We start from the raw sequence: 13979 nt of genomic DNA, 5'->3' as shown, positions 1-13979 counted from the left end.
CTCTTCTTCTTTAGCCTTTGCTATTTCTCTTGCTTCCTCTTCTTCTTTTGCTTTTGCTATTTCTTTTGCTTTCTCTTCTTCTTTAGCCTTTGCTATTTCTCTTGCTTTCTCTTCTTCTTTTGCTTTTGCTATTTCTCTTGCTTTCTCTTCTTCTTTTGCTTTTGCTATTTCTCTTGCTTTCTCTTCGTCTTTAGCCTTTGCTATTTCTTTTGCTTTCTCTTCTTCTTTTGCTTTTGCTATTGCTTTCTCTTCATCTTTCGCTTTTGCTATTTCTCTTGCTTCCTCTTCTTCTTTTGCTTTTGCTTTTGCTATTTCTTTTGCTTTCTCTTCTTCTTTAGCCTTTGCTATTTCTTGCGCCTTCGTTTCTTTCACTTTTGCTATTTCCTGTACTTTTGCTACTTTCTGCGTTTTTGCTTCTTCCTTTGCATTTACCACTTTTTGTACTTTCGCTACTTGCTTCGTTTTCTCTTCAACTTTCTTTTCAATTGGTGCTGTACTTGATAGGAAAGAAACGTTTGCATAAGCTGTTTTTCCTTTATACTCAAATTGCAGCCATCCGTCTTTTACTTGATGCGTTGATTCAATTACATCATCTTTTTTTAGTCTACCAAGAATTTCTGATTCTGCATTTGCTTCAGTACGTACATTTAATAAATTCGCCGTTACATGATACACATCTTTTGTAAACTCCGAACTTACAAATATTTCCTTACCATTTAACTCAATTTTTGACCAGCCATCTTCGGTATTTATGACTTTTAACTCTTGTCCATTCTTTACTTTTTCGACAACTTTTGATTCTGTAGTCGGTTTTTCACGTACGTTAAGTACATCTGCTGTTACGATCGTTTCTGCGGTAGCAGTTGTGGTAAAAGCCCCCAATCCAAAAACTGTTGCTGTTGCTGCGCCAATTACTTTTTTCATATTAGCCTCCATTATACTTTTTTGAATTCTATCAAATGCTTCCATAAAATCATAGAATTTTACATAATATCAAAACATTTGCAGCAGTATATTAATACCACTTAATATACTGCTATTAAAACTCCTTACTCCAATACTATCAAATTCTCATTTCTAATTCTATATATTAGAAATCTCCTTACCTTCTATAAACGCTTCATGCCCTTCTTCACACTAAATAGTTGTTGCAATTCCCGCCAAAAATAAACTTACGATTGCTAAAAATTGAGTAGCGACTATAGCCCCTCTTAAATGAAACTTATAATCTTTATATCCCTTCATTCCTTCCGTACTAGGAATAACAACAAACCTCGGAGTAACCCAGCAAAAAATTAGCCAATCAATTATAAGCAAATCTACTAAATTGAAAATCATCAATATACCAAAAGTGTGTAAATAGGCATCAATATACAATAATTTTTCATGCTTATGTAGTATATATGTAGAAACGAAAGGACTACCGAAAAGAATAGCATTATATGCAATATTAAAGTAAATCGTTTGCTTTTTTTCATGAATCGATTTTGGAAAAACTACCTTTTGAATATCTTTCGGATAATCAGTTAACGAAAGTCGAGGATTATAATATAAGGACCCTAAAATCATTACGGACAGTACAATAGACATAAGGAAACCAACGTACATCATTTGCTCAAATGAACTCATATTCATCATTCACCCTTTTCAGTAGTTACTATGTAGATAATTCATTTAATTACCTATTGTATGTACGCACATAATCAAAAATTAACAATCCTTTCAACACCGAATCAAAATTGTTGCAATGCAAAAACAATTTTTATAAAGTGAAAGCCTAATTAGTTAAGTTAGGGCTGGTGAAAACTATGAAAATTGAACATATTGCAATTTGGGTAAATGATTTAGAATTAACGCGTACTTTCTATCTATACGAAGTACTTTAATGGTAAAGCAAACTCTTTATATCATAATGAAACGAAACAATTCGAATCTTATTTTATTACGTTCGATTCTGGAGCAAGGCTTGAACTTATGCGCAAAAAAGGTATTGAAAATGAGCCTAATCTTAATATAACTGGCTATGCACATATGGCATGCTCTGTCGGTAGTGAAGAACGTGTAAATGAATTAACGACAACATTAAAAGATGATGGTTATCCTTTATTAAATGGACCACGTTTCACTGGAGATGGCTATTACGAAAGTGTAATAAGCGACCCGGAAGGCAATCAAATAGAAATCAATATTTAACGCTGGTTTATCTTTTCTGAAGAACAAATGAAAGTTAGTTTGGAGGAATCATATGCATAAGCTACATTTCAAAAAATTTGAAGCAGCAGATTTTAATCTATACTTTCAGCTCGTATCGAACGAAAAAGTTATGGCACAAATTACAGAGCGTGCTATTCCGTTAGAAAAAGCGCAAAACGACTATGAAAAATTGTTACTGCGCAATGAAAAACATAAATTATTTGGTTCCAATAAAGTTTATGACTCTAGTACAAATGAATTCATCGGACTTGGACATATAACAGTGAATGAAGATAATGTAAAAGAAGCTGAACTTGGTTATATGTTATTGCCAGAACACTGGGGAAAAAGATATGGTAGTTGTATTGCAAAAGAGTTAATTGAAATAGCGAAGCATACTGATGTAAACGTACTAAAAGCAATTATCGATCCAAATAATATCCCCTCTCGAAAAATTTTATTAAACGCTGGTTTTACATCAGATAAAGTTTGTGAAATTGATGGATTACCTGGGGAGATTTTAAGTAAATATATTTAATTTTATTTAGGCAATGCTGCATTTAAAATTTGTGTGGTGTTGCCTTTTATTTATTATTTCGATTCACTGATTCATCCGAAAACCTCATTCTAGGAATAATCCCCCTCACTCATTCATCTACTTATAACGTATAGTCAGTTCTATTTTTATATCCGCTTTTCCACATTACGAATAGCCAGATAGATATTTTATTATGCGGCAAGGAGAGAAGGCTTAAATGAGTAATCAAAATATTGAACTTACAGGACGTATCGTAACTCCCGAAGATCCAGAATATAATTTAGCTCGCGAGGAGTTCAACACATTCTTCAACAAATTCCCATTAATTATTGTCTTTGCTCAAAATGCACAGGATGTAGTAAATGCGGTTCGCTGGTCTAGACAGTATAACGTACCTATGCGTATGCGCTCTGGTCGTCATAATTATGAAGGTTTATCCGTTAACAACGCTGGAATTGTAATTGATGTAAGTGAAATGAAGCAACTAGGAATAGATCATAACGGCGGGACTGTTACAATCGGAACTGGGTGGAGAAACCTTTCTTTAACTGAAACGCTCGCAGCTGAAGGGTTAGTTGTGCCAAGCGGCGTTTGTCCTACTCCTGGTATTGCAGGTGTAACATTAGGCGGCGGACATAGTATACTCTCCCGTCCATGGGGATTAACTCTTGATCATTTAATTGAGCTAGAGATGGTTGACGCGAACGGTTGTATTGTACGTGCCAACGCTAATCATAATTCAGATCTCTACTGGGCATATCGAGGCGCAGGTGGCGGTAACTTTGGAATATGTACTTCATTCAGATTTCGAACACATAAAATTAATACAGTGGGATTTGTGGAAATAAGCTGGGACTTAAAAGATTTAAAATCTGTACTAAAGTCTTGGCAAGAATATACTCTTCCTTGTGCTGATAAGCGACTTACGAGCACCCTCTTCATGTCTTCAGAAGTGGAACCATCGTTATTAATGCAAGGAGTATTCCTAGGATCAGTCCAAGAATTACAAGTACTTCTGCAGCCATTATTACAAGTCGGTTCACCGTTAACAGTAACTATAGAAGAAATACCTTGGGTAGAAGCGGCAACACGAATAGCTGCAACACAGCCTATAGAGCCTTTTACCATTTAAAAAGTGTAGGTCCATATGTGTATGCACTATTGCCAGAAGAAGCACTCACGATCATCGCGCACTTTATAAACAATACACCAAAACATGCAACAACCTCTGTATTTTTCCATGGATTAGGCGGAGCCGTAGCTGAAATATCGAACGAATCTACAGCTTATTTTTACCGAAAAGCACTTTCGAACATGTCAATATTCGCCACTTGGAATCAAGCAGAAGGTGCTGCCGCAAGCATTCGATGGACCGAAGATTTTCGATTAGCGATGCTACCATACACAAAAGGCGTTTACGTTAATACACCTGACCTTTCCATTAAAGATTGGCCAGATGCTTACTATAGCTGTAACTTTGACCGGTTAATGGACGTAAAGGCTAAATATGACCCAAAAAATATTTTCAACTTTCCGCAAAGTATTCCGCCTTTTTAATAGTCCAAAATGAAAGTTATAGCTTGTATTTCTCACAAAAAAACGAACGATTCTTTCTGTAATTTTCACAGGGAAAATCGTTCGTTTTTTATGTTGGAAATAATTCATTTCTTTTGCATGATAGTGATTTGGTTTCGCTCCTCCCCCATCACCTTACATAAAGCAAGTGAACACGAAAGCCGGTGGAATATTCCAGTTTATTTTCTTCACCTCAATATTTACAAAAAATGAATGAAAAAATTGTTGTTTAAAGCGTGTATATTGGAAAGTAATAAATTTCCCTTCTTCTCCTAATACTTCTTTTGTTACCTGTAATATCTTTGTAGAGGTATCAAGGGATAAACTGGTAAATGGCAATCCTGAAATAATATAATCCACCTGGGTAATTTTATATTGTTGAACATACTTTTCCGTATATTCGGCAGAGTCATGAATAATGTACACATTTTCCATGTGTGAATATCGCTCTTGAAGTATACGGTAAAACTGTACGTTATTCTCAATGATTAACAATACTGTTTCATTATGTTTATGTTGAATGAGCTGTTCCGTAAACACTCCAGTTCCTGGTCCATACTCAATAATGCATTTTGCTTGTTCAAAATTTATAGGGGCTACCATTTGTTTTGCAAGTTGCTTAGAACTTGACAATACTGCTCCTACAGTTCTTGGGTGCTTTATATATTCACTTAAAAAATGTAGTACATGCATAGTCTTCTTCCTCTTTCCTTGTAGGATACAAGGTATACACTACTAAAAAAATATTAAAATCTGATGAGAAATACATAAGATATTCTTAATGTCCCCTAAATACAAAAGAAACTTAATCGATTAGTCACCACCTTGTTGTTTGCAAAACAACAAGGTGGTGCAAACAACAAGTCACACATGCTTTAACATCGAGAAACCAGTATAATAGCGCCAAACACTTGTTATAATGACGGTCTTGGCATGTGAGTCATGCTTGTATAGACTCCATGTCAAACTATTATTTTGCAGAAAACGACCAACTTAGGATATCAAATGAAGAGTATCAATTTTGCTGTATTTTCAATGTCGCGAACAAAAAAGGATATACTTTTTTAACTGTATTTGTTAAATAAAAAAGACACTTTAGAAATTTCTTTTTTCATCTTATTTTAATGATTTTTTCATCCAAATTTCATCTGAATCTCATTCTTATTAGTTACACTCTGTATATAAATTGGCGCTGGCCATAAAAAACTAATAAGGAGGAATCCTACATGAACTATTATGAGAAGGATCAGGATAAGAATAGAGAAAATCCATCCATTTCTGATGAAGTCGCTTCCGTTTCATCACGAGGCTGGCAGATGCTGAACAAAGTTCCAGAAGTCACGATTTTCTTCTGGATTATCAAAATCATGGCAACTACAGTGGGCGAAACAGGCGCAGACTTCTTAAATACAAACCTGAACTTTGGCTTGACTAAAACGACCTTTGTTATGAGTGCTCTCTTGTTCATCACACTGTTCTTCCAGTTTAGGTTGAAGAAGTATGTTCCAGGGATTTACTGGCTCACTGTCTTGCTGATTAGTGTTGTTGGCACCCTGGTCACCGACAATCTTACGGACAACTTCGGGGTCGCTCTAGAGACGACCACCATCGTTTTCACCCTTGCCCTAATGGCAACTTTTTCTGCTTGGTATGTGAGTGAGAAGACACTGTCCATTCACTCTATTTACACAACAAAGCGAGAAGCATTCTACTGGTTGGCTATTCTGTTCACCTTCGCCTTAGGTACTGCAGCTGGTGATCTCGTAGCAGAGAGTCTCAACTTAGGTTACTGGATTTCAGCGTTCATATTTGCTGCATTAATTGGGGCTGTAACCGTCGCTTACTACCGCTTCAAATTAAATGCAGTGTTGGCCTTTTGGATCGCTTATATTTTAACTCGTCCTTTCGGCGCCTCTTTTGGCGATTATTTATCACAGCCTCACGATTCCGGTGGCCTTGGTCTCGGTACGGTAGGAACAAGCGTAATCTTCCTCGTAATAATCTTGAGCTTAGTTATTTATTTGACCAAGACGAAAAAAGACGCGAGCCAGAGCCTAAATTAATATATATTTTGTCTAAACCTTAAAATAGGTGACATGATTGCCTAATCGTTAGTACAAAATTTCAAACAAAAGAAAATGAAAAGGCAATACTACGTTTAAACTACCAGTAGTATTGCCTTTTTTATAAAACAAATCATTATTCCCTTATTTCGTCTACTATACTTTGAATTAAAGAAATAAGAGCTTGCTTTGTATCCTCATCTGTAACTTTTGCATCATCACTAAATTTAGTACGCACAGACGGGATTAATAACGAACCATTTTGAACGACAACTGTATCTAACATGCCTAGTGTAAGTAGCAAAGATTCATGTGCTTTATCCCCTCCAGTAATTGACGGTGAAGCTGTTATGATAGCCACTGGTTTTTTATATAGTTCCGCTGAAGACACAAGCCATTCTAATGCATTTTTCAAAACTCCTGGTATACCTTTTGCATACTCCGGTGTACAAATAATCAGTGCATGTGATTCGCTTAATGCCTTTCGAAACTCTTGAACAACAACCGGTGCTCCCACTCGATCTACATCCGGATTAAAATGAGGAAGTTCCTCTATTCCTTTATATATAGTGTAATCTACTCCATCTGGAATAAATGCGGCTAAAGTTTTTAATATGTTTGTGTTGGATGATCCTTTCCTAATACTGCCTGAAATCGCTATGATTTTTTTTGTGTTTACTCATATGATCGCCCCCCCCTACAAACATCATACTTATGCAGCCATTGAAAAATCAAAAATAATTAACTATTTAACAAGTTGTATATTCATTAATTTTGTTTACATAATAATATTATGCAATAAAACTATCCTTTTAACGAGATTGTACCTGTTTTCCTACTAACATACATACCAACTACATTACAAATGAGCGCTAAAGTAAAAATAACTGCACCCATTAAAAATGTTTTATTAAAACTATATACAATTCCTTGTTTATGTTGCTCCTTCATCTGCTCGTATAACTTGTTGCCCTCTTCAGACTTTAATATGCTGTATTGATTTTTATCAATTCCTTTCATCGCTTGCAACACTTGTTCTCTTTCTATATTTGTTAAATTACTTTTTTCAATTACAGTCATTGCTTCCCTATCTACTTTTTCTTTTTCAACTAACAATTGATGATTCAAAAACATGACCAGTATCGCTACCCCTACAATACTTCCGACCGTTCTAGAGATATTACATACGCTTGAAGCAACACCTGTTTTCTCCGTCGGCACACTTAAAACTGCAGTTGTTGTATACGGCGCTAAAGTGCACCCTGTTCCAATTCCAACGATCACTAATCGCCATATATAATCCCATGTAGTAAAGTTTGAATCTATATGACTAAATAAATATGAGGCTATGATAAAAGCAATTATCCCTATACTACCTATTAATACACTACCTCGTTTCGTTGCAATTGGTGTTACTATCCCTGTAACAACCATAGATACAATTGCTAAAGTACTAATAATTAAGCCTGACTGTAGTTCAGACATACTTTCTACTTGAACGAAATAAAAAGCAAGTATAAATAAAAAGTTCATTAATCCCATACCAACGAAAAATAAGGAAAGATTTGAAATTGAAAACTCTATGTATGAAAACAACTTTAAAGGTAACATGGGATTATTATTTTTCTTTTCGATAATGAAAAATAATATAAAACTTATTAATGAGAGCATAAAAAGAAGAATTAAGCTTAACATACTTAATTGATTTGTATTTACTTGTATGAGTGCATATACAAGTAAGCATAGTGCTGATGCAGAAGTAATCATACCCGCCCAATCTATTTTAGAGCTTGCAGTATGATCATACGATTCTTTAATACAAAGAATCACGAAGATTAAAGATAATATGCCAACTGGGACATTAATAAAAAATACCCAACTCCAATTCAATTTATCAGTTAAAACACCACCAAGTGAAGGACCAATTGCCGCCGCTAACCCTCCGAAAGCCCCCATAATACCGCCTATCATACCTTGTTTCTCTTTCGATACTAACTCAAGGCCAAGAGGCATAGCAACTGGTACGATAATTGCGGCCGAAATCCCTTGCAATGCTCTAAAAACTACTAGTGTATGAAACGAAGTGGCAATACCACACATAAACGAACTAATAGAAAACCCCTAATAAACCTATAATATACAGCTTCTTGCGACCCAACTGGTCCGCAAGACGTGCTGCAATTAATAAACACGATACAAAGACAACATTATAACTATTAGCAATCCAAGAAATGGTATCAAATGAAGTATGAAATGTCTTTGTCATTTCTGGTAATGCGATATTTACAATGTTTGAATCTAAAATTGCCATAAAAAAACCTGCAATTAAAGCAATTAATGCAAATGTATTCCTCAATTCCCCCACCCCTATTCGTTTTCTTTATTTAAAATCCCATTCATAAATAAATTTACACATGTCTCTATATACTCATCTAACTGAATTTCTTCTTCCGCTATACTAACATTCATAATGTATAAAAACAGTTGTCCGTAAAACATATTCGCTATTAAATGGTAGTTACATGAGGAAATATGCCCCTTTTCTCCAAGTTGCTTTAAATAAGTTTCTAAATGATCCACTAAATGTGAATTCAACTCATGCAGTAATGTTTTCATTTCACTATTTTGTCTTGATTCTATTAACGCAGCCCAAATATAATTTAGCTTCGGCAAATTGATTTGAATATATGTTTCTGCTACTTTCGTAAGGTCCTTATGTAAATTACCAGTAAATTGCTCTTCTATTTCCTCTAACAAAGCCACTGGTGTCGTACGTAAAATAATACTCTCTCTAAATAGGTTTTCCTTATTTTTAAAGTTACGGAATATCGTTAATTCGCTAACCCCTGCTTTTTCCGCCACTTCACGAATTGTTGTCGCTGTATACCCCTTTTCACCGAATAATAAAGTAGCAGCTTCCATAACTTTTTCTCGTGCTGTTAATTTCCCCATCTTTATTCCTCCATTCAATATGTAAGTAAGTAATTACTAACATATTATCACAAAAGAAAAATGAAAGTAACTACTTACTTTCATTTTTCTGAAATTTCATTATCTATTCAACAACTGAAATTAAAACTTTCTCAAGCTCTTTTTTAGATAGCATACTATCGTTTATATAGACTTGGTATGCATTTCTTCCTTCCTTTGCTGGTACCACTATTTTCATAGCCCGTACATTCGACTCTTTATACTCACCAAATGTAATATCGTATCCTTTTAGTTTATATGTTTTAATGTCTTTATAAAAATTTGGTCCTTTTTCAGTTGCTTTATCAAACGGTTCTTCAATAAAATAATCTTTTTTATCATCTTGATGTATTTCTAATTGATGAATTGTAAATCCTAATTCCGCGTTTGATGTAGATGGCTTTTTTTTCACATTACGATCTTCATATCTCATTGTAATAAGAGGTCTTGGTTTTCCTATTGTGGCATCTGCCTTTGCCTCTTCTGAAATAAGAACATGGTCTTTTGGAATATAGCTAGGACGCTTTATTGGAAAACCAGCTATTTGCTCGGCTTGTTCAAATGTATATGTAAAATGTTGATCTATTTTTTTCTCATACTTGTTTAGTTCTTCCATTACCTCACTATCTCTTTTTTCTTCATCAGCACTTAAACTACCTATAGCTGTATGTTTTCTTTCTCCGTTCTCTACGACACTAACTTTCTTATAAAAATGATATGTTTCTTGTAATAGCTCTACATATTTTTCCAAGTCCTCTTTTGCAAATAAGTTTTTAGCAACTTCTGTCCTTTCCATCAATCTTGTATAACCGTCCTCTGACATTCCCATATCTTTTTTCGCTTCTTCTGGTGTACCTATAATTTGATCAATTATTGTTGTACCCGCAAAAGTACCGGTTGGGATAAGAACAGCCGCAGCTACAAAGCCAAGTAATAACTTTTTCTTCATAGAAGTTTTCCCTTTGTTTTTCATTTGTTGGTATTTATGAAAAGAGGTTTGTACTTTATTTTCTAGATTAGTATTTGGTTCGATTGTTCCCGCTTTTCTTTTCAATTCATTCGTTATATATTTTTCAAAATCCATTTACTTCTCCCTCCCTTATGTCTGGCATATGCTCCATTTCTGTTCTTAATCGTTTTAACGCTGTATGTAATCGAGATTTCACTGTGCCAACAGGGATTTGAAGAAGCACTGCAATTTCGTCCAGGCTATATTCATGGAAGTAACGCATAATAACGACTTCACGATGTTTATACGATAATTTTTGTACAACTTCTACTAATTCATTACGTGTTTCTTTATGTAAAATGCCCTCATCCATTATATATGACCGGTCTTGCTCATACATTTTCTTCTTTTCAAAGATTCGAAATCGCCGCCACGATTTACGACGCCAATCTTGCACTTGTTTTACAACGATACCATGTAACCAAAAACGAAATGAACGGTTCATATCATAATTCGTTACTGACTTCCACATTTTTATGTACACTTCATTAACTATATCGTCTACATCTTGGTGTTGATTCCCTAATAAAAATACTACTGTTCTATAAATATCTTTACAGGTGTATTCATAAATAACTTGAAAGACTTCTTGGTCTCCGGACTCCATTTTATATAGCCATTCTTTAAATTCTACTTCATCCAAAATTACGTTCCCCTCTCATGATCTTTCACACTATATTCGTCCGTTTCACACAAAAGGTTCATTTTACACAAAAATTTATTTATTACAATAAAAATATAATATATATTTTACAGAAAGGAGGATGCGTATAATGAAAAAAGAAGACAAAATTTATGCAGAAAAGGTATTAAAACATCTCTTCATAGGAGCACAAGTTGATGGATTGCAATTTGGTATTTCTCCAGCAACTATAAAGATTCATTTTACAGATTTTGAAGCCACCGTTGATTATGACGGGCAATTATATGTCAACATTGAATCGAAATGGTGTCTATTTAATACTCCACCTGAAAAATATCCATCTAATGAGGAGGAATTTGACGATTATACTGAGGAGGAAGAATATAAGAGAATTTTTGAAGTAAGAAGACAAAAAGTTACAGACATACAACTTGCTAATGAATCTCCGCATTTATTTATAACATTTGAGAACGGACAAATCATGTTTGTAAATGGTTTTCATGATCACTATGAATGCTGGCAAGCTGGGGTCCAATTTGAGGATTGGCTTGTAGTTGCTGCACCTGGAAATGAAATCTCTACTTGGACTCCCGATGAATTTACTAATAAATAAGCTGTCAGAAATCACAATATAAAAAGTATATCTTGCACAAGGGGCAACAGATTTACGTAAATCAATTGATGGACTAGCGACTGTTGTAAAAGAAAAATTTGAAATTTAAAATCACCTCGTTTTAACAGGAAAAAGTGGCATTTTCACTATTTCTAACGTTCGCTAATGCTTATTGCGTGATTTGGTTCCATTGCTACACAAACCCCAATACCCACCCTTAACTTGATGGGCATGTATAGTGCCCCCTATTAGCATCAACGAGAAGGAATAGACCTTGTAAAAAAACATTTATAATTCCATTGATACGCAGAAAAATAAAAAGAGAATAATTCATAAATTCCCTATGAATCATTCTCTTTTTATTTTCATATTTTAACATGCTGGATATGCCTTAGAACCCAAATAACGTTCTTTTATAAGTTGACGATGATGAAGCTCATGACCAGCAATTATGTTTGCTAATGCAAGAACCGTGACTTCAGAATTGTTCGCAGTTCCCCTTTGTAACCAAGCTTCTTTATCTAAACTTTTAAGCAAATACATAGTAGATTGGCGAACAACTGTTAAATTCTCAAGAAGATCTCGCATAGATTGCTTATCAAAAGCTGCTCTAAGAACATACATATCATCGTTATATCCAGGAAGTTCTGCTGTCTCGCCCCTTGCTATGGAAAGCAATCGATACGCCATAATACGTTCAGTATCCGCAATATGACCGATTACTTCTTTTATACTCCATTTATTAGGAGCATATCTAAAATGTCCCTCACTATCAGAAATATCCTTCAATAAAAGATTCGTTTCCTTCATTTGTTGCTCTAGAATATGTATGATATCTCCATCTGGTATTAAGTTTATGTACGCTGAATAATACGGATTATATTCATTTGCTTCTGGTCTCTTTTGCATGCTTATCATCCTTTTTATTTTATCCTTATATACAACTTACCACAAAATATTATCATATTAATCCAAAAATTTAAATTCTAAAACAAAAGGTCCCCATCCTATAGGATTACATTAACAAAGCGACTCATCCCCAAGCCCCCAACTAAACCATTTCCCATGCCCTTCCGTCTCCCCAACCGTTTCACAATATTCGTTTCCGTTAATATAATAATCAATATGAAGTTCCCGGTCCCACATGTTGTTATATAGGTGGAATACATCACGTTTTGCACCAATTTCTTTAATTTGTTTTTCTAACTTATATTTTACTTGCTCAGGCATTTGATTTGCGACGTGTGTATGGAAAATGCAAATTACAGTATCTTCGCTGATTTGATCTGCAACGGCTGGTAGAAGTGCTACACCGTCTCCTTCTATTAATTTTACTGATTTTTCTTTTACGAGAGCTGCTGCTTGATCAAACTTTTCAAGCCTTTCTTCATGTTCTGGCCAAATTAGCGCACGTAACCATAAATAATCTTCTTCATCATTTAAATTGTTCACATGTAAATCTAGTCCGATTCTTTCCATAACAGGTGGACTTTGTTTTAAAAAGGAGGGCTTCTTCTCCCCTATTATTTCTGATTTTAAATGAACATTTGATTGTCTATTTCCATACACTTCTTCCGTTCCATATGAATATCGATATTGATCCCAAAACAGTTGTAATCCCGCACTTGTACCAATTTCTATTAAAGTTAATGGTTTGTTCACTTTATTAAATATGTGACAGAAACTTGGGTATAAATAGGCACATCGTCTTACTTCATTCGTTTGAACGAGTTTCGTTTGTAATAAAGAGATAATTTCTTCTCGATTTACGTGGCAAAAATTTTTAAATTGTTGAAAGGCATTCTCAAAATTTGTATCAGCATTTTCAACTAAACTATGATAATACCTTTTTAAAGTATGCTCTTTTCCTTTTAACAATAAATAATGGACTGCACCTAATAATAAGTTTGGGACTGGTTGACCATGTTGTGCGTAGGAAGCTAACGTAAGAACTTCCTCATCTTCAGAAATTTTTATTGATAAATATTCGTATAAATCACTTGATCCTTTACATTCATTCACAGAAAAATTTCGAAATAAGTTTGCAATTTGTTCTTTTATAAACATTGGTATCCCTCCTGTTTTATTTTCAGAATAATCTTATCATTAATTTGTTATTTACTCTATTTTTTCAAATTTCCAAAGATAAAATATAGAAATAAAAATATTAGTAAGTTTTTTTGAGATAACATCAAACTGGAATTCTTCTCCAAATTCCGCTTTACTACAATGCTTTTTACCCTTATGACAGAAGAATTCTGCAAAATAAAGCGTTAAAATGTTTAAAATTATCAGATAACACTAGGATTTATTTACGTCTTAATTAATTATTAATAAGTAGAAGTTATAGAAGTAGTTAGTTATAATTAGTTAGA

The 13979-nt window shown here is 34.2% G+C and carries 12 protein-coding genes and 4 pseudogenes; 6 read left to right on the top strand and 10 right to left on the bottom strand.

The annotated features are described in order from the left end of the window. Together CDB3_RS09600 and CDB3_RS09595 are read right to left on the bottom strand one after the other, a co-directional pair. On the bottom strand, window positions 1–924 hold a 924-nt coding region (locus CDB3_RS09600; protein WP_256869724.1), incomplete at its 3' end, for an SH3 domain-containing protein. A gap of 213 nt (window positions 925–1137) precedes the next feature. Continuing rightward, entirely contained in the window at window positions 1138–1629 is a 492-nt protein-coding gene (locus tag CDB3_RS09595) for a nitroreductase (RefSeq protein WP_128854293.1), read from the bottom strand. Window positions 1630–1808: 179 nt separating this feature from the next. Between CDB3_RS09595 and CDB3_RS09590 the strand changes: the two are divergent. The 3 genes and pseudogenes from CDB3_RS09590 to CDB3_RS09580 all read left to right on the top strand — a co-directional run bounded on the left by CDB3_RS09590 (window position 1809) and on the right by CDB3_RS09580 (window position 4288). Continuing rightward, a pseudogene (locus tag CDB3_RS09590) lies at window positions 1809–2193 on the top strand (VOC family protein). Window positions 2194–2245: 52 nt separating this feature from the next. Further along, window positions 2246–2731, top strand: a complete 486-nt coding sequence (locus CDB3_RS09585; RefSeq protein ID WP_128854292.1) for a GNAT family N-acetyltransferase — start codon at window positions 2246–2248, stop codon at window positions 2729–2731. A gap of 217 nt (window positions 2732–2948) precedes the next feature. Beyond that, window positions 2949–4288, top strand: a pseudogene (locus tag CDB3_RS09580) (FAD-binding oxidoreductase). A 153-nt stretch (window positions 4289–4441) separates the two neighbouring features. Here the strand turns inward: CDB3_RS09580 and CDB3_RS09575 are convergent. Next, the gene (locus CDB3_RS09575; RefSeq protein ID WP_128854291.1) at window positions 4442–4999 is read right to left on the bottom strand and encodes a class I SAM-dependent methyltransferase; all 558 of its coding nucleotides are present in this window, start codon (window positions 4997–4999) and stop codon (window positions 4442–4444) included. Window positions 5000–5532: 533 nt separating this feature from the next. Between CDB3_RS09575 and CDB3_RS09570 the strand changes: the two genes are divergently transcribed. After that, the gene (locus tag CDB3_RS09570) at window positions 5533–6369 is read left to right on the top strand and encodes a COG4705 family protein (RefSeq protein ID WP_128854290.1); all 837 of its coding nucleotides are present in this window, start codon (window positions 5533–5535) and stop codon (window positions 6367–6369) included. A 136-nt stretch (window positions 6370–6505) separates the two neighbouring features. On the opposite strand, the gene CDB3_RS09565 is transcribed toward CDB3_RS09570, so the two are convergent. From CDB3_RS09565 to CDB3_RS09545, 5 genes and pseudogenes are all read right to left on the bottom strand, one after another. Beyond that, window positions 6506–7033: an NADPH-dependent FMN reductase gene (locus tag CDB3_RS09565; protein ID WP_128854289.1), complete on the bottom strand. Its 528-nt coding sequence runs from the start codon at window positions 7031–7033 to the stop codon at window positions 6506–6508. Window positions 7034–7173: 140 nt separating this feature from the next. After that, window positions 7174–8725, bottom strand: a pseudogene (locus tag CDB3_RS09560) (MFS transporter). An 11-nt stretch (window positions 8726–8736) separates the two neighbouring features. Beyond that, on the bottom strand, window positions 8737–9321 hold the full coding sequence (locus CDB3_RS09555; protein ID WP_128854288.1) for a TetR/AcrR family transcriptional regulator: 585 nt from the start codon (window positions 9319–9321) through the stop codon (window positions 8737–8739). A 103-nt stretch (window positions 9322–9424) separates the two neighbouring features. Then, window positions 9425–10423 carry a hypothetical protein gene (locus CDB3_RS09550; protein ID WP_128854287.1) on the bottom strand — a complete coding sequence of 333 codons (999 nt, stop codon included), beginning with the start codon at window positions 10421–10423 and terminating at the stop codon, window positions 9425–9427. After that, window positions 10413–10991: a sigma-70 family RNA polymerase sigma factor gene (locus CDB3_RS09545; protein ID WP_128854286.1), complete on the bottom strand. Its 579-nt coding sequence runs from the start codon at window positions 10989–10991 to the stop codon at window positions 10413–10415. The genes CDB3_RS09550 and CDB3_RS09545 overlap by 11 nt, the downstream gene beginning before the upstream one ends. A gap of 130 nt (window positions 10992–11121) precedes the next feature. Here CDB3_RS09545 and CDB3_RS09540 point away from each other — a divergent pair, with 130 nt between their 5' ends. Next, window positions 11122–11604, top strand: coding sequence for a hypothetical protein (locus tag CDB3_RS09540; RefSeq protein WP_128854285.1), 483 nt, complete (start codon window positions 11122–11124; stop codon window positions 11602–11604). Window positions 11605–11638: 34 nt separating this feature from the next. Continuing rightward, window positions 11639–11713 (top strand): annotated as a pseudogene (locus CDB3_RS33080) (hypothetical protein); the annotation flags it as partial. 263 nt (window positions 11714–11976) lie between these two features. On the opposite strand, the gene CDB3_RS09530 reads toward CDB3_RS33080, so the two are convergent. Further along, window positions 11977–12513: a DinB family protein gene (locus tag CDB3_RS09530; RefSeq protein WP_128854284.1), complete on the bottom strand. Its 537-nt coding sequence runs from the start codon at window positions 12511–12513 to the stop codon at window positions 11977–11979. 111 nt (window positions 12514–12624) lie between these two features. Further along, a complete protein-coding gene (locus CDB3_RS09525) occupies window positions 12625–13671 on the bottom strand; it encodes a DUF2332 domain-containing protein (protein ID WP_128854283.1) in 1047 nt (348 codons plus the stop codon). Window positions 13672–13979 lie beyond the last annotated feature (308 nt).

Source organism: Bacillus sp. CDB3 (assembly GCF_002081505.1).
GTDB classification, from domain to species: Bacteria; Bacillota; Bacilli; order Bacillales; family Bacillaceae_G; genus Bacillus_A; species Bacillus_A cereus_AT.
The sequence above is the reverse complement of the archived record's forward strand: the minus strand, read 5'-3'. Positions and strand labels throughout refer to the sequence as shown.